Genomic DNA, 20,150 nt, shown 5'->3' on the forward strand with positions numbered 1-20,150 from the left:
AAGGGTCGAGGAGCGAAAGGTGTTACCTGGCCGGCGCGTTCCGTACCGATTGAAGCTCCGAAGCACGGATCAGGCGTGTTTCCTGCGCGGTGATCAGATGCCCGGAGGCCGCGAGATACTGCGGAAAGTCGGGGTGCGTATCGCGTGCCCTGCACCTGGCTTCGTAGTCGGCCAGGCTGTCATAGGCCCACAGGTGAATGAACTGGTTCTGCGGGCCGACGAGGCTGGTATAGAAACCCACCGGATGGCCCAGCGTTTCCAGCAGGATCGGCATCGCGAGGCGGTCGAAGACCTCCAGAAATTCGGGCATCCTGCGCAAGGCAATGGTGTAGATCCGGTGATCGACAAGCGGCTTGCCGAGCATGACGAGCGGGGTGAGGGACATGGGCGCTTCCTTTTTCGACGTGTTCAAGCCGCGACGATCGATTGCGGAACGGTGGGCTCAGTGCGCGCCGGTGGCCGCCTGGGTGTTGAAGCCGGGTCTGGGCACCAGATCCATCAGCATGCAGTCCATGCCGCCATCCACCAGTAGTTCGGCACCATTGACGTAGGCAGCGCGGTCGCTGGCAAGGAAGACGGCGACGTTGGCAATGTCCTCCGGCTCGCCTACGCGCCGGCTGGCGGTAACGGCTGCGCGTTTCTTCTCGAAACCGGGCTCTTCGTAGAACTTTGCCGACAGTGCGGTGCGAATCATTCCCGGGCAGATCGCATTGCTGCGGATGCCTTCCGGCCCCCATTCCGCCGCCATCTGTTTCGAAAGCAGCAGCACACCGGCCTTGCTGGCACTGTAGGCGCCGCTGTTGGTTTGCGGGTTCAGTGCCGAGATGGAGGCGACGTTGACGATGCTTCCATGCCCGAGTTCGCGCATGTGTGGAGCAAAGCTGCGTGCGCAGAACAGATAGCCGGTCAGATTCACGGCCAGCACGCTGTTCCAGTCGGACAGGCTGACATCGGCGAGGGGGGCGGCGCGAAGCAGGCCGGCGTTGTTGATCAGCGCTGAACACGGGCCGAGTTGGGTGCGGATGCGATCTGCCGCAGCGCGGACCGCCGCCTCGTCCGAGGTGTCGATTGCGACGGCGAGGGTCTTGCCGCCGGCCGTATTGAGGCGGTCGGACACGAGCTGCACGCCTTCCGCATTGCGATCGACGAGGGCGACCGAGGCGCCCGCGGCGACCAGTGCCTCGGCGATGGCAGCGCCGATGCCGCTCGCAGCACCGGTCACCGCGCAGGTCTTGCCGGCGAGGCCGAGCCAGTTGTTCATGATTCTGTCTCCACTGTTCTTGGTATGGGGCCATGATAGTTGCGGCACGCTGCACCCGGAATCGACAAAAAGGTCGATGAATAGGACAATTCGTGCATTCTGTGTCTGGAGAGATCGCGATGACCCGTCTGCCGGACTACGACCTGTACGGATCCGAAGCCAAGCCCGGATGGCTTGATACCTTCAGTTTCGAATGGATTCCGGAGCGTTCGCGGCCGAACAACTGGGAGATAAATGCCCATACGCACAATGCGATGATGCAGCTTCTCTATGTTTGCAAGGGCGGCGGAGAAGCGTTGCTGGATAGCACAAAATGGACGATCGATCCGCCATGCCTGATCGTGATTCCGGCCCTGACCGTACATGGATTCCGGTTTTCGCGGGAGGTAGACGGACCGGTCGTCACTGCACCGCAGCGCCCGCTCGAAGCACTCGCCGCGATCGTCCGCCCCGAGTTGGTCAGCGTATTGCGCACCCCTGCAGTGATTCCGGTGCAGGCTTCCGGGCGCCATGTCGACGCGCTGATGCCCTTGTTCCTGGCGCTCGAGCGTGAGGCGAAAGTGTATGCGGCCGGTCAGATTGCGGCAGGCAGCGCCTTGCTCATCGCACTGTTCGTTCAGTTGCAGCGAATCTGCGAGGGACAGGCATCGGCACCCGGCGCGGAGCGTTCGCGCCGCGCGGCGCGACTGGAGAAATTTCGCGCCATGGTCGACCGCGATTTCAGAACCCGGCTACCGGTCGAAAAATACGCCAGCGAACTGGGTGTCTCCGCCGGCCAGCTGGCGCGAATCTGCCGTGAATCGCTGGGGATGTCTCCGCTCGATGTCATCAATGCACGGCTGGTGCACGAGGCCCAGCGCGAACTCATGTATTCGACCCTGAGCGTCAAGCAGATTGCCGATCTGCTCGGCTTCGCAGACGAAGCCTACTTCGGTCGTTTCTTCAAGAAGCACGCGGGACAGACGCCGACCGAATTCCGCGTGCTGGCGCGTCATCAGCTTGCCGACTGGCAGTAGGCCGGTGCGTTTGGCACACGCCCGGTGTCCGTGCAAGGCGCCATTGTCAGCATTCGTAGGCGCCCGCTCCGGCAGCGTGACGTGCTGCGACATATCCAAAAGTCATGGCCGGGCCCAGGTTGATTCCTCCGGAAGGGTAGTAGCCCCCCATCACGCTGGCCATGTCGGCACCCGCTGCGTAGAGGCCCGGAATGGGCGTGTTCGATGCGTTGACAACCTGAGCGTGACCGTTTGTTCTGAGGCCGGCAAAGGTGCCGAAACTTCCCGGCATCACTTTGACTGCATAGAAAGGGCCATTCTCGATTGGCGCTACACATGGGTTCGGGCCGGGATACAAAGGATCGCCCTGCTTACGGTTGAAGGCCGTCGATCCGCGTCCGAATTCCGGGTCTTCGCCGCGGCGGGCGTTGTCATTGAAAGCCTTGACGGTCTGCGTCAGCCCCTCGACGCTGATGCCACACGCCTGGGCCAATTCAGCGATGGAGTCCGCACGAGTCAGGTACCCGCTGCGCACATGCGGCCCGACCGGAACCGGGAATGGGCGCGAGTATCCCAGGCCGTAGCGACGCTGGAAAACGTGGTCACAGATCAACCACGACGCGACTTCTTCGCCTTGAGGCGCTGCTGCCACCAACGCTGAAGTGTAGTCGTAATATCCGTTTGCCTCATTCACAAAGCGCTTGCCGGTCGACAGGACCCCGATCACACCGGGTTTGCCGCGATCGATGATGTGCGGAAAGTGCCCGATACTGCCATCTGAATGCTTGACCCTCGATACGGGTGCCCAGGCTGCAGGGGATGCTATGTTCGTTTCCAGGCAGCCACCGGCCGATTCACCCAGACTGATCCCTTCGCCATTGCAGCTCGTCGGCGGCAAGGCCAGATGTTCAGCCCCGGTGGGGGTGCGAGGAAACAATTCCCTGCGCCGCTTCAGGTCATTGGGAAAGCCCCCGGCGGCAAGGACCACACCGCGCGCCGCCCGAATTTCCATTGCGCCGCTGGCAGTCTCGACGATGGCCCCGCAAACGGCGCCGCCTTCGATCAGGAGTCGTCTGGCCGGCGCCGACGTCATGAACGTGACGCCCAGCTGTTCGGCCGATTTGGCAAGGCGGGCGATCAAGGCCACACCATTGACCAGTTGCATGGCGCGGCCATGCATGGCCAGGTCGAGAAGGTGGAGGGTGAAGCGTTTACACACATGCCAGAAGGACTTGAACGAGCGCGTCATGCTCAGGAAAGCCATCAGATCGGGGCCCGCCATGATGGGCATGCCCATGAATGATGTTTCGCGCATGGTCTTGCGCAGGCGCTTGATCAGTGGGCCTGCCTCCCGGCCGTCATACGGTGCGGCAATGACCTGATGCCCACCGGTGGCGGCGCCTGGAATGTTGCCGTGCATGTCCGGAATGGCATTGCCGTCTGCAAATTTCAACGCAGTATGCTGGTCGAAAAATGCGACCATGTGCGGACAGTTGTCCAGAAAGGCATCCACGCGTTCAGGATCGTAGCGATCGCCCAACTGGTTTTTCAGATAGAGACGGGGTTGCTGCGGATCTTCATGGATGCCGGCCCGTTTTGCCAGCGGATTGCCAGGCACCCACATCCAGCCGCCTGACCATGCGGTGGCGCCACCCAGGACGTCGTCCTTCTCGACGACCACGACTTTCAGTCCGTGCCACGCGGCGGTAACCGCCGCAGACAGACCGGATGCACCCGAGCCGACGACGAGCAGGTCACACGCGATTTGTTCAGGTTGTTGATTCATGGCGGAGTCGATTACCGGTTGGATCATGCCTCGAGCTGGGCGAGAACGCGGCGTGTGCCAGCCAGCGCCAGGCGCGCCCGCTCGGTGGCGGCTGTGGTGCGCGCCAGCGCGTGGGTCGGAACCTCCACACTCAGTGGAATATCCTTCGGGACCGCCCGCAACAAGCCAACGAGGTCGAGTTGGCCGTCGCCGGGAAAGAGGCGTTCGGCGCGTGCTTCGGCCAATATTTCGTCCATGGTCGGGGGGATGCTTGCAGGTACGTCGCAGAACTGCATGAAGTGCAGTTGCGACGGCGGAATGGACGCGATGTCCTGAATACGGCTGCGTGAGCGGCTAAGGTGGAAAGGGTCGATCAGAACCCCTGCGTTTTGCCGGCCTGCACGCTCGACGATGCGCGCGGCCTGGGTCAGATCCTTTGCATCCGTCCAGGGCATGAACTCCAGGCTTGCGCGCAACCCATAGCGTTGTGCCAGATCGCAGAATGCGGCGAAGGTTTGGATCTGGCGTGCTTCTTCGGGATCGTTGCCCGCAACCAGCACGTCGCTTGCCCCCAGGCGAGACGCGGTTGCGATCGCGGCTTCATAGTCCGCGACCTTCGTATCCGGCTTGATACGGAAGATCTCGACATCAAGTACCTTGACGCCGGTGTCGTTCAGGCGGGCTTCGACTTCGCGTAGCATCGGCGTGTCGCACACGATGTCGTATTGCGGTTCGGTCGGGGTCGCCGCAATCAAGCGAATACCCACATGACTGTATCCTGCCTCGAAGGCACACGTCACCATGTCGGGCGGCGCCAGTTCCAGTACGGTCAAAGCAGCGAGCGAGATCGGACGTGACATGCGTTCAGCGTTCCATATTGTTGACGTGGCAAGGAAATGAAATGGGGGCAGTGCCGACTGCACACTGACCCCATTGATCGTTCTGCGAGCTTGATTATGTGCTGGCGCGTTTGCGCCAGTTCTGCCACCACGGTGTCTGGCTCAGGACCGTGAGTGCCATGGCCACGACAATGGTGGCCGTGATCGGCGAGGTGAAGAAACCGATGAAGTAGTTCATCAGGTCGCCCTGTTCCGACAGCATGGCCTGACGATAGCTGCGATCCATCAGCGGGCCGAGGATGATGCCGAGGATGATGGGCGCGACCTGGAAACCGTACATCTTCATGAAGTAGCCGAACACGCCAAAGCCAAGCATCCAGTACACATCGACCGGGTTGTTGTTGATCGCGTAGGCACCCACGGCGGACAGCACCAGGATCATCGGCAACAGGATGGGCTTGGGGATCTCCATGATCTTGCAGAAGATGCGGATGCCGGTCAGGCCGAAGATCAGCAGGAAAATGTTCGCCAGGCACAGCGCACCCACCAGGAACCAGAACAGGTCAGGGGTCTGGATCATCAGCATCGGCCCCGGGTTGAGGCCGTGGATGTAGAGCGCGCCGATGATGACCGCGGTCACCGCGTCACCCGGAATGCCCAGCGTCAGCATTGGCACATGGGCGCCGCCCACGGCTGCATTGTTTGCCGATTCCGGCGCAACCAGACCCTCGTAGGCACCCTCGCCAAACGGACGCGACGGATTCTTGGTGCTGCGCTTGGCGTGGTCGTAGGCGAGCAGGGCGGCGATGTCTCCACCGGCACCGGGCAGGGCGCCTACGATGACACCGATCGTAGACGTGCGCAGCGACAGCGGCAGATACTTCTTGACCATCGCCCAGGACGGCACGATCTTCGAAACATCCTGACGGACGGCCTTGAGCTTGATGTCGTGGACCTGGGCGAGGACCTCGGCCACGCCGAAGAAGCCGATCATCGCAGCGACATAGGAAATGCCCGCGGTAAGCTGCATGGAGCCGAAGGTCAGCCGCGGTTCGGCGGTCAGCGGGTCGAGGCCCACGGTGCCGATGGTGACGCCGAGGGCGCCGGCGAAGATGCCCTTGGCCAGCGATTCGCCCGACAGGCTGCCGACCAGCAGAATGCCCCAGATCGCCAGCAGGAGGTAGTCGCGCGAGTCGAACTTGAGTGCGAAGTCCGACATCATCGGCGCGGCCAGCGCCAGCGCGCCGATGCCGACGAAGCCGCCGATCACCGAGACCACGGTGGTGAGGCCGATTGCGGCACCGGCCTCACCGCGCTTGGCCATCGGATAGCCGTCGAAGGCGGTGGCGATGGCCGACGGTGCGCCGGGGATGTTGAGCAGGATGGCCGTGCGTGAGCCGCCATACACGCCACCGAGGTAGATGCCGCACATCAGCGCCAGGGCCTGATGGACGTCCCACTTGAAGGTGAAGGAGATCAGGATGGACACGGCCATCGTCACCGACAGGCCGGGGATGGCGCCCACATAGATGCCGGCGAGCGTACCCGCGGCGACCAGACCGATGAGTCCGGGGTCTATCCACGAACTGAGGAAGTATCCGAGCGCTTCAGTCATTGGAAGAACCTCTGAATCAGGCTGCCCTTTGGTACAGCGACGGAGAAGATGGTCTGGAAGACCACATGGATGAAACCGAGCGACAGCGCGCTGATGACGAGGTTGAGCACGATGCGAGTGCTGCCCAGCAGATACATGCCGATCACCATGAAGAGGTAAGAGCACAGCGCAAAGCCCAGCCACTCGAGCAGCAGCATGTAGGCCAGGATGGCAGCGGTGAATTTGATCACCATCGCCGGCGTGAGCACGGCGAAAAACTGCGCGGCCAGCGACTGCCCTGGCTCGCGGTCTTCACGCGGCGTGTTGAGCGATTGCCAGATGATGACGAGGGCGCTGACCAACATCACGGTCGTGGTGACCATGGGATAGGCACCGGCCGAGGTGAAGGAGGAAAAACCCGAAATCTTGTACGAGTTCCACAGCAGGAAAGCGCTGAAGGCGAGGAGCAGCAGGACGAATACGAACTCACCCGGCAAGCGGCGACGCTTGATGTGCATGAGAGTCTCCGGACGTTTGTTGTTGTTTTGTTTTATGAACTGGGCGCCACGGTCCTGGCGACCGTGGCGCACCGAGGCATCAGGGCTTGGGGATGCCGAGCTCTGCGGGCGATACCTTGGCTACGCCAGCATCCTGATAGACCCAGGCCGTCACCGACTGCCAGCGATCGATGAACTTGCGTGCCTCGTCGCCGGAGAGGTTCAGCATCACGTTGCCGCGGCCTTCCATCATTTCCTTGTAGGTCGGGTTGTCGACCGCCTTCTTGAAGGCCGCAGCGAGCTTCATCTTGGCGTCGTCGGGTACGTCGTTCTTGACGAAGATGCCGAAGAACGAGCCCCACGGCACGTATTTCTCGAGGCCGGGCAGCGCTTCGGTCATCGGGGGCGCACCGTTGTAGGGCTTGGCATCGAGTACACCGAGCACTTTCAGACGACCGGCCTTGATGTGTTCCTGCACAGCACCGGCCGCGATGAAGCCGAAGTCGACGTGTCCGCCGAGCATTGCGGTAATACCGGGGCCGTCACCGTCGAAGGGGACCGGCGTGACCGGGAACTTGGTCAGCGAGGTGATCATCGCGCTCGTGGTGAAGGGTACCGAACCCGTACCGGCGGTGTACATCTTCACCGCGCCGGGGTGGGCCTGAACGTCGGCAAGCAACTCCTTGAAGTTGGTCCATGGCTTGTCCTTGTTGGCGACCACCAGCACGTTGGCACGCGAGATGACATTGATCGGGTAGAAGGCCTTGTAGTCGAAGTCGGCCAAGCTCATGACCTTGTACAGGGCAGGGTTCTCGGCGCCGGCAAGGAAGGTATAGCCGTCCGAAGCCTGTTGCTGAACGAAGTTGGCGCCGATTACGCCCACACCGCCCGGCTTGTTCTGCAGCACGATCTTCTTGCCCAGGGCCTCTTCCGCGTAGCTCACCATGCCGCGGACGGCGACGTCGGTCGCACCACCTGCACCCCACTGGATCACGCCCGATACTTCACGCTCGGGATACTCGGCAGCCGCCATCGTGCTGAGCAGGGTCAGTGCAGCCGCGCCAAGGAACTTGGAATAGTTCGACATCTATGTCTCCTCTTGTTTGAGATGGGTGAAGCAATGTCGGGTGTTGTCTGTGAGTGCGGCACACCCGACCATACCGCTTGAAACTGATCTTCAACTTCAGGGGCGGGCCCAAAGACCCGCTTTGTCAGTCCCTCTGACCGCCGTCTTGGCGAGTTTCAGGTTTGACTGCACTCTAGTCTCGACGACCCCCGGACGTTTGCGCCACCAGGGCAATGTGTTCGCTGTGCGCACATCAATTGACTGGTTCAATTCATGATTCAGGTCTTCGAATGCGTTCTGAACAGGCTTGACGACTGGTGGCTCTGGCCCATTTCGATGGCCGTTTGCTGCAGTTCGGGCGCGATCGCCCGCATTCGATCTTCCGAAAGCCGCGCACTCGGACCGGAGACGCTGAGCACGCCAATGACATCCTTCGTCTGCGGGTGTCGCACTGCAACCGCAATGGCGGCAAGACCGGGCTGGGAACTGTCGATTACAAGTGCATAACCGCGCTTGCGTGCTTCGTCGAGGCGTTTCAGCACATCCTTGAGCGTGTGTGGCGCGTTTGGACCAAGGTCGGGGCCGTTTGCGATGCCCTGGCGCGAGACCAGTTGCAAGGCGTCTTCGTCGCTCAGGCACGCCAGCCACGCGAAACCCGTTGCGGTGCACGACAGTGGCGCCGTCTTACCCATGTCGGGGTCGTAACGCAGCCCCTGGTGCGCGCCCTGGGCCTTGCCGACCCAGACCTGACGCTGATCCGGCGGGTCGCCGTCTATGACGCTGAGGCGTACGAGCTCGCCGGTCGACGCGGCGAGACGATCCATGAGCGGCTGCACCAGATCGCTAATGCCGCTGCCGGCCAGGTATCCCAGCGCGACCGAGAGCAAACGCGTGGTGAGCATGTAGTGGGCGCTCGCGGCGTCCTGACGCACGTATCCGTACTCGGCAAGCGATGCCATGAGGCGGTGTGCTGCACTTTTGGGCAGGTTGAGCGAATCGGCGACATCCTGCAGGGCGATACCGTGCGGATGTTCTGCGAGGAGCTCGAGTGCGCCAAGTGCGCGAGAGATAAGTGATCCGGCCATGGGTGTGATAGTAGTGAATAAAGTTCAAAAATGGAATATAGTTCCGAAAAAAAATTCGTTCCGTTTTTTCTTGTGTGCCTTTGTTCGCGCTGATCGAGACGGAGCAGCTTGATTTTGTACCGAACATACGACGCGGCCCAAAACCCTGCCATTGGTGAAAGGCCTGATTCGGAGATGCGAATCGGGGCGTCGGTTGAATGGATGTCGTCGCGGGGAGGGTTTCCCGTCGGCGGATGCTGAATAAACCGGAGGAGACTGACCTATGTTGAAGGATATTGATCATATCGAGAATGGGGCCACGTTCGACGTTGTCGTCGTCGGCGCGGGCGGCGCGGGAATGTCGGCGGCGCTGTTTGCGGCGATCGATGGTGCGAAGGTGCTGTTGATCGAGTCGACCAGCCATGTCGGGGGGACGACGGCCTACTCGGGTGCAACCACATGGATTGCGGGAACACGCCATGCCGCGAAAGTGAATCCCGAGGACTCGCTGAACAATGCCCGAACCTTTCTCGATCACGCGGTTGGGCAGCGATCCGACCCCGCGGTGCGCAAGGCATTCCTCGACAACGGCGCCGAGGCGGTGGCAAAGATCGAGGACAATTCGCACGTCAAGTATCGACCGCGGGACTTCCATCCGGACTATCTGTCCGAGTTGGCCGGATCGACCGTCTGCGGTCGGGCGCTGGAACCCTATCCGTTCGATGGCCGTCTGCTGGGTGAGGATTTCGCGCTGATCCGCCCCCCCATCCCGGAGTTCACCGTGCTCAACGGAATGATGGTGGACCGCGACGACATCCTGCAGTTGATGGCGTTTCTCAAGAAGTGGTGGGGCTCCTGGTCAACCTTCAAGTACGTGACGCGGATCATGCTGCGGCATGTCGGCGATCGACTGCGCTACCCGCGTGGCACGCGTCTCGTCATGGGCAACGCGCTGATTGGCCGCCTGCTGCTTTCGCTGCGGGAGCGCGGCGTGACCCTGATGACTGAAACGCGCGTGACCGACATGACGCGCGGTGCGGATGGCGTCGATGCCGTGACGCTGACGAAGAACGGCAAACAGCGCACGATTCGCGTCAAGGGCGGCGTCATCATGGCCAGCGGCGGATTCAATCGCCATCCGGCACGCCGCGCACAACTGATGCCGGGTGCCGATGTCGCGTGGTGTCCGGGGGCGCCCGGTCATACCGGTACCATGCACGATCTGGCTGAAGCGGTCGGCGCACGCTATGGCGAAGGGGAACTGAGTCCGTGCTTCTGGGCGCCCGTATCGGTGCGCAAACGGGCTGACGGCACGCAGGCCGTCTTCCCCCATTTCGTGTTCGATCGTGCCAAGCCCGGCATGATGACGGTGAATCAGGAAGGTCGGCGGTATTACAACGAGTCCATCTCGTACCACCTTACCGGCATCACCATGCAGGAAGCGAACAGGCGGACGCCATCGGTGCCGTCCTTTCTCGTGACCGATGCGGAGGGGATGCGCAAATACGGAATGGGTATGGTGCGTCCGAACAGGATGGGTCTGCGCGAAGCGCTGGCGGAAGGTTATGTGGTGATGGGCCGCACGCTCGACGAACTGGCGCACAAGCTCGGGGTGAATGCGGCCAATCTGAAGCAGGCGGCTGCCGACATGGGGCGTTTTGCGGCGACCGGCGTCGACGAACAGTTTCAGCGCGGCACGACCACCTATCAGCGTGCCAATGGGGATGCCAACTGGCGTGGTCCCAACCCGAGTCTGGGGCCGATCGAGCAGGCGCCGTTCTACGCCGTTCGCCTTTATCCGGGTGACATTGGCGCGGCAAAGGGCTTTCTCACCGATGGCCTGGCACGTGCGCTCGACCGCGACAACAGGCCGGTGCCCGGGCTCTATGCAGTGGGCAATGATCAGCAGTCGATCATGGGGGGAACCTATCCCGGCCCGGGCATTACCCTCGGGCCCGGCCTCGTGTTTGCCTATCTGGCGGCCAAGGACGCGCTGGCGCGGGCCCGAGGGGAAGGCGCTGCCGGTTCGGAATCGTCCGCCATGGCGGCCTGACGGAGACGCCTGGATATGAGCAACGCATTCTTGCAACAGTGCTTCGGCATGCGCGACCGGGTCGCGCTGATTACCGGTGCGGCGGGCGGAATCGGCTTCGCGATTGCACAGTCGCTGGGGCACGCGGGCGCACGTATCGTGATCAACGACTTGAGTGCAGAGGCCTGCGCTGAAGCTGTCGCGAAGCTGGCTGCGGAAGGTATCGAGGCGCGGGCGGCGAGTTTCGATGTCGCGGACGAGGGCACCGTGCAGGCATCGCGCAAGGCCTTGCGCGATGCCGGGTGGGGCGTCGATGTACTCGTGAGCAATGCAGGCAATCAGAATCGCAAGCCGCTGGTCGAGATGAGCCGCGAGGAGTGGGGCCGGATCATGGCTGTCCATCTCGACGGCGCGTTCAATTGCACCCGGACCTTTCTGCCAGACATGTGCGAGCGAGGTTACGGTCGCATCGTCATGATGTCGTCTTCATCGGCCGTGGCGACGATGCCGGGCATCGGTGCCTATTCGACCGCCAAGAGCGGATTGCTGGCCCTGAGCAGGGCGATTGCGGTCGAATATGCGCGACAGGGCGTGACCTCGAACGCCGTGGTGCCCGGGTTCATCCGGACAGCGTTTACGGTTGGGTTGCAGCAAAGAGCGGGATTTGACGACGTGATTGACCAGTCGGTGCCCTGCGGCCGCTGGGGCAGCCCGGAGGACGTCGCCGCGGCGGTGCTGTTTCTGGTATCGCCCGCTGCCGCCTTCGTCAATGGGCATGCACTCACCGTCGACGGAGGCCTGCTGGCCCGTTTGTGAGTAAGACTGCCTGCACGCGGAAAGGGATGAACCGCGTGCAGGCAGGAGGGTGCGGCCCGGAGGGGAGACGGGCCGCTTTACGCCCCTCAGCGAAGCGGTGAGTTCGGCGCCGGCAGGAAGATGCTGCTATGCAGCGTGGTCAGGTTCTCCGGACCGCCCTTCGGTGGCCATACCCCTTGGGCAACCGCATCGGCACGTGCCTTCGAGCGAGCGTCAGCACTGGCATACGGCCAGATGTTCATGAACCGCGGGGAGTCGCCGTCGAGTGCATACATCGCGATCAACAGCGGCGAAACCGCGTGTCGCGCCTCGTAAGCACCCTTCCAGGCCTTGATCGTGGCCGCGACGCCGCCGGGTTTCATGCCGTAGGTGCGCACTTCATAGACAGGGCCGAGCGCGCCGGTTTCAACTGGCGGCAGGAAGGGGAACGCGGCATAGGTGGACAGGTGCAGATCGACCAGGATGTCGGCAATGCCGAAGGCGTTGCCGCCAATCAGCATGCGTTCGCGTTCGGCATCCAGGTCCGAAGCATTGGCAAACTCGCGCAGCACCATCACCTGGTTGAGCGTACCCACATCCGAATACCAGATGGCGAGCAGCTTTCCGCGGGCTTCCGGTGCGGTTGCGTAGGCTTCGATCAGCGGATAGACCTTGGCGTTGCTGAACATCGGGATGGTAATCATCGCGACTTCGTATTTCTTCATGTTGTCTTCCTCGAGTGATGTGACAGGTTTCGGGTGAACTCAGGGGTAGGTCGGCTTGACCGACCGTCTCTCGCGCGCGGCCAGGTGAATGGCATCGATGACGGCAATGGTCCGCGAAGCGTCCTCGATATCGATCAATGGCGCCGTCTCGCCTCGGGCAACACGGATGAAGTGGCGCATCTGCAGGACTTGCGGATCGTCTGCGACATGGCCGAGCTGTTGCTGGAACAGCGGCGCTTCCCAGTCGGCGTGTTCGCCGTAGCGCCAGAGCTTGAGCTGCGGAATCGACAATGCCCCTTCGGTACCGGAAAGCAGGATGCAGGGCTGGTCGTGCTCCTTGGCGAACTTGGGTACTTCGTTGAGATTCTTCTCCCAACCCCACGGCGACGCCACCGCATCCGATGCGATGATGCTGCCCAGCGCGCCATTTTCGAATCGAAAGCTGATCGTTGCCGAATCCTCGACTTCGAATCCGCGCAGCGCGTTGCTGGTGAAGGCCTGCACTTCGACGATTTCACCGTAGAGGTGGCGCAGCAGATCGGTTTCATGCACGAGGTTGATCAGGATCACGCCCGCGCCGGTCTGCCGTCGCCAGCGCATCTCGAAGTAGGCGTCCGGCTTCTTTGTCTGCCACAGTGCGGTGACCATGCTCGGCCTGCCCAGCAGTCCCGACTCGATGACCTGGCGCGCACGGGCGATGACCGGGTTGTGCCGCCGGTGATGACCGACCAGCACCGGAACCTGCATCCTGCGCTGCGCATCGATCAGGGTGCGGCAATCGTCCAGTGAGGTCGCTACCGGCTTTTCGAGCAGGACGGGGACGCCTGCGGCCATGCACTGCAGCGCGGTATCCACATGCAGATCGTTCGGATTGGCAACGATCACCGCCTCCGGTGCGATGCTGTCGAGCATCGTGCCGAGCTCCGTGAATCCGGGTACCTGGCAGTCGTCGGCGAGTGTGTGCTGGAACGGGTCAACGACGGCGACCAGTTTTGCCTCGGGTACGCCGCTCAGGGTGCCGGCGTGCTGTCGCCCCATGACCCCGCCGCCGACGATGGCAACGCGCAGCGGCCCGGGCGTGATTGCGTCAAGACTGGGCATGGTATTCAACCCGCCTTGGGCATGCCGGGAATGTTCGCCATCAGGGATTCGGTAAAGCCGCCATCCACGCAGATGTTCTGCGCCGTGATGTAGGCTGCGCCATCGCCAAGGAGAAACGCGACCGTTGCCGCAATGTCGTCCGGCCGGCCGATGCGGTGCAGCGGAATGAGCCCGACGCGCTGTGCGGTGACTTCCGGATTCTTGTAGATGCGGTCGGTCAGCGTCGTATGCACCATGCCCGGCGAAACGCTGTTGACCCGTACGCCATGCTCCGCCCATTCGAGCGCGAGTTGATGGCAGAGCATGATCATGGCGGCTTTCGATGAGGAGTAGGCGCCACTGTTCGGATGTGCCTGCATGCCGGCCATCGAGGCCACGGCAACCATGGCGCCCTTGCTCTCACCGAGTGCGGGAAATGCCGCCTTGGCAAGCAGCCAGGTGGCGCGCGCATTGACGGCGTAGAGCCGATCCCAGTTTTCGATGTCGAGTGCGGCGAGCGGGCTGGGGGCAAGAATGCCAGCGTTGCACACCAGGCCGTCAAGTCCGCCGCAGAACTCGACCGCCTCGGCGACCAGTCTTGCCGGAGTGTCGGGGTCGGCGAGATTACCCAGCACCGGTACGACGCTGGCGCCGATGCGCCGCAATTGCTCGATGAGCGCGCTCAGGTGTTCACCTTCGCCGGTGGCGCCGAGCGCAAGCCGGGCCGTCTGGCCCGCCGCTTGAGCATCGGTTGCCAGTTTGAGTGCGATGGCGGCGCCGATGCCTCGACTGGCACCAGTGATAAGTGCGCGCATGATGTGCTCTCCTTTTGGGGGGTGGGGGTGTGTGTCAGGCACGGACATCGCGCGGCGCGGCCGATGCGGTAATGATCTTCCTGGCCGCATCGAGCGCCGCGCGGGCCCATGCTTCGGGGCCGGCTTGAGGTGCGCGGATTTCATGGGGGACCTCAACGCCGACCGGCAGGCCGGACGGGAGTGCCGCCCACAGGCGATCGAGCGCAATGCCGCCTTCGCCCGGGAGGAGTCGTTCGCAGCGTGCCGCGTGAATGAGTCCTTCGTTGGTGAGTGGCCTTTCGGCGGGGCCATCGCAGATCTGTGCATAGTGCAGCCAGCGGCGCGGAACGTTTGCGATGTCGCTCAGGCGGCTGTCTGAACGGTCGAAGTGCAATGCGTCGATGAGGACGCCACCGTTGTCCTGATCCGCAGCGGAGACGATTTCCAGCGCATCGGCCAGCGTGCGAACGGCGGTCCAGGGCATGAACTCCAGATCGCCGGACAGACCGTATGGCTTCGCCGCCTCACACAGCCGTGCATAGGAAGCGGTCATGCGGGTGCGATCGGGATCGTCTCCTGCGACCAGCACGCAACGTGCCCCCAGCTGCTGGCCGATTTCAAAGAAGCGGGTAAAGCGGGTCGGGTCGAAATCAGGACCAATCCGGATCATCTCCAGATCGAAGATGCCGACACCGGTGTCGGCCATGCGTGCGAGCGTGTCCTTTAGCAGTGCGGCGTCATCCATCAACGGGTACGCGATGCCGCCCGGCGCGGCCGGCAGCAGGCGAATGCCGGCGAAGTCATAGCCGGTTGCGGCGGCAAGCGCGACGAGCTGTGGCGGTGAATGGTCGAGTGCAGTGAGTTGAGACAGCGAAAACGGCGGCAGCGCTGGAGTCGATTGCATGATATGGACCTTTTCGGGGACGTTTCAGGCTGTCCGTGACTGCGGACGGGGGACGGCATTCGTCGTGGGTTGAGCGCGTTGAGGGGAGTGGGGCATGCCGCTGTCGTTCGCGTCTGCGGCGGTCACGTCGGTGAGGTCAATGCCTGCTGCATGATGGGCGGAGATGTAGCCAAAGGTCATCGCCGGGCCGAGGGTGATGCCGCCGCTCGGGTAGCGCCCCCCCATCATGCTCGACATGTCGGCGCCGCAGGCATAGAGCCCCGGAATGGCGGCCCCTTTGTCATCGAGCACGCGCGCGTTGGCGTCGGTGCGAAGGCCGGCGAAGGTACCGAGGCTTCCGGGAACGACCCGCACCGCGTAGTAGGGCCCTTGCTCGATCGCGGCCACACAGGGATTGGGTTCGAAGTCGGGGTCGCCCTGCACGCGGTTGTACGGTGTGTCGCCGCGCCCAAATGCGGGGTCGCGACCATGGCGGGCGTCGGCGTTGTAGATGTCGATGGTCGCCATGAGTGCCGCAGCGTCGATACCACAGGTGCGTGCCAACGCGCCGATGCTGTCTGCACGACGCAGATAACCGGTGCGCAGGTGTGCACGCAACGGAAACGGCGCCGGCCGAACACGCCCGAGACCATATCGGCGGATGAAGCGGTGGTCGCAGACCAGCCAGGCTTCGGCCTTGTCGCCCGCGCGTGTGACCCCAAACAGGGCGGTGATGAAGTCGTAGTACGATCCTGCCTCATTGACGAAGCGCCGCCCCGCCCGGGTGACGGCGATGAGGCCCGGCTTGGCGCGTTCGATCAGGTGTGGAAAATGTCCTGTGCTGCCATCGGCGCGGGGCACGAGCGAGACGGGTGCCCATGCCGCTGCTGCGTAGAGGTCGGACGAGACCGTACCACCAGCCGACTCTCCCAGACGCAGGCCATCACCGGTGTTGCTGAAGGGCGCGGCGGACCAGTGTTCAGTGCCGGTCGGCGTATGTGGGAACAATGATCTTGCACGTGCCGGGTCGTGCGGAAAACCGCCAGTCGCGAGCATGACGCCGCGGCTGGCGCGGATCTCGATTTCTCTGCCCGCAGTACGCACACGTGCGCCGCAAACCTTGCCGTCTGCGCTGATCAGGTTCTCGACCGGACTGTCCGTGCGCAACTCAACGCCGAGATCGACGGCCGATCGTATGAGGCGGGCGATCAGCGCATTGCCGTTGGTCAAGTGCATGCCACGGCGGTGAAGCAGCAAATCCTTGAAATGCACGAGCACGCGCCGGGCGACATGTGCAAAGGACGGCCATGAACGCATGCTGTTCATGAAGTGGCGCAGGTCTGCACCCGAGGCGATACCCATTCCCCATGGCGAAATCAGGTCGAGCGGCGGGCGCAGACGATGGATATCGTCGCCCAGTTCGCGGCCATCGAAGGGCGCTGCACAGACCGAGCGTCCGCCCTTGGCGGCACCCGCCTGCTTGCCGTGAAAGTCGGGAATCAGGTTGCCATCGACGAACTGAACCGCGGTGTTGCGGCGGAAAAAATCGATCATGCGCGGACCGTGCTCGAGAAAGGCATCGACACGGCGGGCATCGTAGTGGTCGCCGAGTTCGTTGCGCAGATAGGTGCGCGGCGCGTCGGGCGTTTCGACGATTCCCGCTTCAACCGCGAGCGGATTGCGGGGAATCCACAGCCATCCGCCCGACCAGGCGCTTGTCCCGCCGAGTGTCGCCGCCTTCTCGACCACCAGCACCTTCAGGCCCAGGTGTGCGGCCACGACAGCACTCGAAAGTCCGCCCGCGCCGGAGCCGACGACCAGCAGGTCGACTTCGGTGGTGTGTGTGTCGTGTATTGCCTGCACTGTCTTGAGCAACCTTGTCCGAATTCGGTGGTGATGCGTGCGCATGTCGAGGACCAACGACCACGTTCGTCCTGCGCGGGGGGCTTGTGGAGCGCGCGGCGGGTGTTCAGCCCGTGTGATGGAGCGGACCGGCTTCGAGGACGAAATCGATCATGCGGTCGCGTACCGCCGCAAACATGCCGGTTCCGACCTGCGTGTTGCAGCCGCGGTCGCGCGCAGCCTGGATCAGAGGCGTGACTTCCGGTGCGGTAATGACGTCGCCGACGAACATTGAAGCGGTCAAGCGGTCGGTTTGCACCGGCATGGGATCGTCGGGCCGCATTCCGGCTGGCGTTGCGTTGACGATGATGTCGAAACCGGTCGGGTCCGAACTGCCGCTCCGGACCTTGTCGCCATGGCGCGCCTTGAGCCGGTCAATGAGGTCTTCACGACGTTTGGCGTCGCCGTCGAAGATCGCAATCTCGCTGACGCCGGCGTCGAGCAGCGCAAGGGCGATGGCCGAGCCCGCGCCACCGGCACCGACCAGCAGCGCACGCTTGCCTTCGGGCTGGCACCCGGCGACGCGGATGCCGGCGACGAAGCCTTCGCCGTCGCACATGTCGCCATGCCAGGTGCCATCCTCATTGCGACGCATGATGTTGGCCGCGCCGAGAAAGCGTGATCTCTCGGTTGCCGAGGCGCAGTGGGCGTAGGCGGCGAACTTGTGCGGCACGGTGATGCTGAGTCCGTCGAGGTTCTTCATCAGACTTGCGCCGCGGATGAAGGCATCGAGGTCTGCCGGGGAGACATGCATCGGCACGAGTACGGCATTGATTCCGCGACGGACAAGGGCAGCGGTGACACCCGCCGGTGATTTCACTTGGGCGATGGGGTCGCCGACGATGCCGAGGACGCGGGTTTCGCCGCTCAGGCCGGGTATGCGGTCAGTCATTCCTGTCTCCATGAATCCGTGTTTTTCTATAAAGTGAAACACGGTTCCGAAATGAAATCATATTTCAGTTAAAACTGCAACACGGTCCTGTTCCCATTCGGGCATTGCGTTGGAAACCGGTTTTCGGCGATGGTGATGTCGTGGCGCGCCCGGATGGGGGGGCTGATTGAGATCAAGGAGACGGATCGATGCGCATGGAGGCGGTCATCTTCGATTGCGATGGCACGCTGGTCGATAGCGAGGGGCTGGCAGTGGAGGTGATCGTCGGCTTGCTCGACGAGCGCGGAATCCGTCCGGGTTACGACGCCCTGATGGCCCGTTTTCACGGCGGGCAGTTTTCCGTGTTCGTTGACGCGTTGTGCCAGGACTATCCAACGATTGACCCCGCGACTTTTACCGCCGAGTTTCGCTCGCGGACGCAGCGTGTTTTTCGTCGCGATCTGAAAGCCATGCCGGGCGCACGAGCGCTCGTGTCCACACTCGATATCGAAAAGTGTGTGGCGTCCAACGGTCCGCTCGAGAAAATCGAGACCAGCCTGGGTGCAACCGGACTGCTGCAGTACTTCGACAACCGGATCGTCAGTGCGTACGAGGTCGGATCGTGGAAACCTGATCCGGGGCTGGTGCATGCAGCTTGTGCGAGCATGGGCGTGCCTGCGGCGCGCTGTCTGCTGATCGAGGACAGCCTCCCTGGCGTGCGGGCAGGCCTGGCTGCGGGTGTTGCCGTCGCCGCTTTCCGCCTCGGAGCCGACCGCCTGGGTGAGCTGGCACACAAGGTGCAGATGATCGATGAACTGGCACAAGTCCCCCTCCTGCTCGAGTGAGTGCGTTGCAAGTCGAAGTTTGACCGTGATGTGTTTCGGATGCCCGTGCGGATGCAGAAGGTGTGCGCCGTGCGCACAATTGTGCAAGCACGGGTGCCCGGGTAAGCTGTTCGGGCGGGTAAAGTGTCGGCTCGCGCCGCGGTGGTCTTGACGCTGCGGCGACGTTGGCTGGCGGGACGGATTCGCGTAAATTGGCCTTCGCAGCCTGATGCGGGCTTGTCGGCATATCCCTTTGGCAAAGGTGTTTAGATGACTTTGGATGCGCTTGCTCCTGATTCGAACAATCCGCTTGGCATCGATGGCGTCGAGTTCATTGAATACATCACCAACAAGCCGCAGGCCCTTGGTGGCCTGCTGCAGCGTCTTGGATTTGCGCCCATCGCCCGCCATCGCTCACGGGAAGTGATGCTCTACCGGCAGGGGACGATGAATCTGATCGTCAACGCCGAGCCGACGGCGACGAATTCCGCCTCTACCTTCCTGTCCGCCGTCGCATTCCGGGTGCGCGACGCGGCGGCGGCGATGAAGCATGCGCTGGCCGCCGGCGCGTGGGAGGTGCCACGGCGTACGGCAGCGATGGAGCTGAATATTCCTGGCATCCTTGGTAGTGGCGAGAGCGCCATCTACTTCGTCGACCGGTATCGGGATTTCTCCATCTACGACGTCGACTTCGTGCCCTTGCCAGGCGTCGACGCCCATCCACCGGCGCTGGGGGGGCTGCACTATTTCGGCCTGGTACAGGCCGTCGGTGAGTTCCGCAGTGAGGAGTGGATCGAGTTTTACCAGCATCTGCTGGGCTTCAAACTCCTGCCCGAGAGCAGTTTCGTCGGTATCCTGCCCAAGGGCTCCCTGCTCGAGAGTCCATGCGGCGGTTTCTATTTCCAGTTGATCGAACCGCCGGACGGTGCCGAAGACGTCCTTTGGGATGCCGGTCTGGTGCGGATCGGTTTCGGTACGCCCGATGTCCTCGATGCGACGCGGCTGCTCGAACAGCGCGGCATCGTCTTTCTCGATGAAGGCCCGCTGCACCCCGGGGAAAAGGGGGCGTTGACGCAGGTCTATCTCGAAAGTGTCACTTTCGAGCTGGTGGCCAGCGATGCTGTCAGTGCTTGATCGACGGGTGGGCGGCTTCGCGCGCATGC

19 protein-coding genes are annotated in these 20,150 nt (G+C 62.8%); 5 read left to right on the forward strand and 14 right to left on the reverse strand.

From position 1 onward, the window contains the following. Positions 1-22: 22 nt before the first annotated feature. Complete coding sequence (locus J5J83_RS01150; RefSeq protein WP_212344237.1) at positions 23-385, reverse strand: NIPSNAP family protein; 363 nt, start codon at positions 383-385, stop codon at positions 23-25. Between the two features lie 57 nt (positions 386-442). Further along, positions 443-1,261 (reverse strand): glucose 1-dehydrogenase, encoded by an 819-nt coding sequence (locus J5J83_RS01155; protein ID WP_249115576.1) that lies wholly within the window; start codon positions 1,259-1,261, stop codon positions 443-445. A gap of 119 nt (positions 1,262-1,380) precedes the next feature. On the opposite strand from J5J83_RS01155, the gene J5J83_RS01160 reads away from it, so the two are divergent. Further along, positions 1,381-2,277: a helix-turn-helix domain-containing protein gene (locus J5J83_RS01160; RefSeq protein ID WP_212344240.1), complete on the forward strand. Its 897-nt coding sequence runs from the start codon at positions 1,381-1,383 to the stop codon at positions 2,275-2,277. A gap of 46 nt (positions 2,278-2,323) precedes the next feature. Here J5J83_RS01160 and J5J83_RS01165 read toward each other — a convergent pair whose 3' ends face one another. From J5J83_RS01165 to J5J83_RS01190, 6 genes are all read right to left on the reverse strand, one after another. Beyond that, on the reverse strand, positions 2,324-4,042 hold the full coding sequence (locus tag J5J83_RS01165) for an FAD-dependent oxidoreductase (RefSeq protein ID WP_212344242.1): 1,719 nt from the start codon (positions 4,040-4,042) through the stop codon (positions 2,324-2,326). Positions 4,043-4,065: 23 nt separating this feature from the next. Further along, complete coding sequence (locus J5J83_RS01170; protein WP_212344244.1) at positions 4,066-4,881, reverse strand: sugar phosphate isomerase/epimerase; 816 nt, start codon at positions 4,879-4,881, stop codon at positions 4,066-4,068. A gap of 94 nt (positions 4,882-4,975) precedes the next feature. Beyond that, the gene (locus J5J83_RS01175; protein ID WP_212344246.1) at positions 4,976-6,475 is read right to left on the reverse strand and encodes a tripartite tricarboxylate transporter permease; all 1,500 of its coding nucleotides are present in this window, start codon (positions 6,473-6,475) and stop codon (positions 4,976-4,978) included. Beyond that, positions 6,472-6,972, reverse strand: coding sequence for a tripartite tricarboxylate transporter TctB family protein (locus tag J5J83_RS01180; RefSeq protein ID WP_212344247.1), 501 nt, complete (start codon positions 6,970-6,972; stop codon positions 6,472-6,474). Before J5J83_RS01180 ends, J5J83_RS01175 begins: the two co-directional genes overlap by 4 nt. A gap of 79 nt (positions 6,973-7,051) precedes the next feature. Then, the gene (locus J5J83_RS01185) at positions 7,052-8,038 is read right to left on the reverse strand and encodes a tripartite tricarboxylate transporter substrate binding protein (RefSeq protein ID WP_212344248.1); all 987 of its coding nucleotides are present in this window, start codon (positions 8,036-8,038) and stop codon (positions 7,052-7,054) included. Positions 8,039-8,295: 257 nt separating this feature from the next. Beyond that, positions 8,296-9,102 carry an IclR family transcriptional regulator gene (locus J5J83_RS01190; RefSeq protein WP_212344249.1) on the reverse strand — a complete coding sequence of 269 codons (807 nt, stop codon included), beginning with the start codon at positions 9,100-9,102 and terminating at the stop codon, positions 8,296-8,298. A 262-nt stretch (positions 9,103-9,364) separates the two neighbouring features. Here J5J83_RS01190 and J5J83_RS01195 point away from each other — a divergent pair, with 262 nt between their 5' ends. Both J5J83_RS01195 and J5J83_RS01200 read left to right on the forward strand, forming a co-directional pair. Beyond that, positions 9,365-11,134, forward strand: a complete 1,770-nt coding sequence (locus tag J5J83_RS01195) for an FAD-dependent oxidoreductase (protein WP_212344251.1) — start codon at positions 9,365-9,367, stop codon at positions 11,132-11,134. Positions 11,135-11,149: 15 nt separating this feature from the next. Beyond that, a complete protein-coding gene (locus tag J5J83_RS01200) occupies positions 11,150-11,929 on the forward strand; it encodes an SDR family NAD(P)-dependent oxidoreductase (RefSeq protein WP_212344253.1) in 780 nt (259 codons plus the stop codon). A gap of 86 nt (positions 11,930-12,015) precedes the next feature. On the opposite strand, the gene J5J83_RS01205 is transcribed toward J5J83_RS01200, so the two are convergent. The 6 genes from J5J83_RS01205 to J5J83_RS01230 all read right to left on the reverse strand — a co-directional run bounded on the left by J5J83_RS01205 (position 12,016) and on the right by J5J83_RS01230 (position 18,184). Then, positions 12,016-12,633 carry an NIPSNAP family protein gene (locus tag J5J83_RS01205; protein WP_212344255.1) on the reverse strand — a complete coding sequence of 206 codons (618 nt, stop codon included), beginning with the start codon at positions 12,631-12,633 and terminating at the stop codon, positions 12,016-12,018. A 39-nt stretch (positions 12,634-12,672) separates the two neighbouring features. Continuing rightward, positions 12,673-13,734 (reverse strand): Gfo/Idh/MocA family oxidoreductase, encoded by a 1,062-nt coding sequence (locus tag J5J83_RS01210; RefSeq protein ID WP_212344258.1) that lies wholly within the window; start codon positions 13,732-13,734, stop codon positions 12,673-12,675. 5 nt (positions 13,735-13,739) lie between these two features. Then, positions 13,740-14,528, reverse strand: coding sequence for an SDR family oxidoreductase (locus J5J83_RS01215; RefSeq protein ID WP_212344260.1), 789 nt, complete (start codon positions 14,526-14,528; stop codon positions 13,740-13,742). 34 nt (positions 14,529-14,562) lie between these two features. After that, positions 14,563-15,411, reverse strand: a complete 849-nt coding sequence (locus tag J5J83_RS01220; RefSeq protein ID WP_212344263.1) for a TIM barrel protein — start codon at positions 15,409-15,411, stop codon at positions 14,563-14,565. A gap of 24 nt (positions 15,412-15,435) precedes the next feature. Continuing rightward, the gene (locus J5J83_RS01225) at positions 15,436-17,265 is read right to left on the reverse strand and encodes an FAD-dependent oxidoreductase (RefSeq protein ID WP_249115577.1); all 1,830 of its coding nucleotides are present in this window, start codon (positions 17,263-17,265) and stop codon (positions 15,436-15,438) included. 94 nt (positions 17,266-17,359) lie between these two features. Then, positions 17,360-18,184, reverse strand: coding sequence for a shikimate dehydrogenase (locus J5J83_RS01230; RefSeq protein ID WP_212344267.1), 825 nt, complete (start codon positions 18,182-18,184; stop codon positions 17,360-17,362). Between the two features lie 188 nt (positions 18,185-18,372). Here J5J83_RS01230 and J5J83_RS01235 point away from each other — a divergent pair, with 188 nt between their 5' ends. Together J5J83_RS01235 and J5J83_RS01240 are read left to right on the forward strand one after the other, a co-directional pair. Further along, positions 18,373-19,008, forward strand: a complete 636-nt coding sequence (locus J5J83_RS01235) for an HAD-IA family hydrolase (protein ID WP_249115578.1) — start codon at positions 18,373-18,375, stop codon at positions 19,006-19,008. Positions 19,009-19,257: 249 nt separating this feature from the next. Then, the gene (locus J5J83_RS01240) at positions 19,258-20,121 is read left to right on the forward strand and encodes a 4-hydroxyphenylpyruvate dioxygenase (protein WP_212344269.1); all 864 of its coding nucleotides are present in this window, start codon (positions 19,258-19,260) and stop codon (positions 20,119-20,121) included. Positions 20,122-20,150 lie beyond the last annotated feature (29 nt).

This window comes from Azoarcus sp. L1K30, from assembly GCF_018122735.1.
Taxonomy (GTDB): domain Bacteria; phylum Pseudomonadota; class Gammaproteobacteria; order Burkholderiales; family Rhodocyclaceae; genus Parazoarcus.

What these genes read in the sequence shown, in the direction of transcription:
- J5J83_RS01215 (WP_212344260.1), bottom strand. Translation starts at nt 14,528, where the DNA reads ATGCGCGCACTTATCACTGGTGCCAGTCGAGGCATCGGCGCCGCCATC.
- J5J83_RS01235 (WP_249115578.1), top strand. Translation starts at nt 18,373, where the DNA reads ATGCGCATGGAGGCGGTCATCTTCGATTGCGATGGCACGCTGGTCGAT.
- J5J83_RS01220 (WP_212344263.1), bottom strand. Translation starts at nt 15,411, where the DNA reads ATGCAATCGACTCCAGCGCTGCCGCCGTTTTCGCTGTCTCAACTCACT.
- J5J83_RS01185 (WP_212344248.1), bottom strand. Translation starts at nt 8,038, where the DNA reads ATGTCGAACTATTCCAAGTTCCTTGGCGCGGCTGCACTGACCCTGCTC.
- J5J83_RS01205 (WP_212344255.1), bottom strand. Translation starts at nt 12,633, where the DNA reads ATGAAGAAATACGAAGTCGCGATGATTACCATCCCGATGTTCAGCAAC.
- J5J83_RS01170 (WP_212344244.1), bottom strand. Translation starts at nt 4,881, where the DNA reads ATGTCACGTCCGATCTCGCTCGCTGCTTTGACCGTACTGGAACTGGCG.
- J5J83_RS01165 (WP_212344242.1), bottom strand. Translation starts at nt 4,042, where the DNA reads ATGAATCAACAACCTGAACAAATCGCGTGTGACCTGCTCGTCGTCGGC.
- J5J83_RS01230 (WP_212344267.1), bottom strand. Translation starts at nt 18,184, where the DNA reads ATGACTGACCGCATACCCGGCCTGAGCGGCGAAACCCGCGTCCTCGGC.
- J5J83_RS01190 (WP_212344249.1), bottom strand. Translation starts at nt 9,102, where the DNA reads ATGGCCGGATCACTTATCTCTCGCGCACTTGGCGCACTCGAGCTCCTC.
- J5J83_RS01180 (WP_212344247.1), bottom strand. Translation starts at nt 6,972, where the DNA reads ATGCACATCAAGCGTCGCCGCTTGCCGGGTGAGTTCGTATTCGTCCTG.
- J5J83_RS01175 (WP_212344246.1), bottom strand. Translation starts at nt 6,475, where the DNA reads ATGACTGAAGCGCTCGGATACTTCCTCAGTTCGTGGATAGACCCCGGA.
- J5J83_RS01210 (WP_212344258.1), bottom strand. Translation starts at nt 13,734, where the DNA reads ATGCCCAGTCTTGACGCAATCACGCCCGGGCCGCTGCGCGTTGCCATC.
- J5J83_RS01200 (WP_212344253.1), top strand. Translation starts at nt 11,150, where the DNA reads ATGAGCAACGCATTCTTGCAACAGTGCTTCGGCATGCGCGACCGGGTC.
- J5J83_RS01240 (WP_212344269.1), top strand. Translation starts at nt 19,258, where the DNA reads ATGACTTTGGATGCGCTTGCTCCTGATTCGAACAATCCGCTTGGCATC.
- J5J83_RS01155 (WP_249115576.1), bottom strand. Translation starts at nt 1,261, where the DNA reads ATGAACAACTGGCTCGGCCTCGCCGGCAAGACCTGCGCGGTGACCGGT.
- J5J83_RS01160 (WP_212344240.1), top strand. Translation starts at nt 1,381, where the DNA reads ATGACCCGTCTGCCGGACTACGACCTGTACGGATCCGAAGCCAAGCCC.
- J5J83_RS01150 (WP_212344237.1), bottom strand. Translation starts at nt 385, where the DNA reads ATGTCCCTCACCCCGCTCGTCATGCTCGGCAAGCCGCTTGTCGATCAC.
- J5J83_RS01195 (WP_212344251.1), top strand. Translation starts at nt 9,365, where the DNA reads ATGTTGAAGGATATTGATCATATCGAGAATGGGGCCACGTTCGACGTT.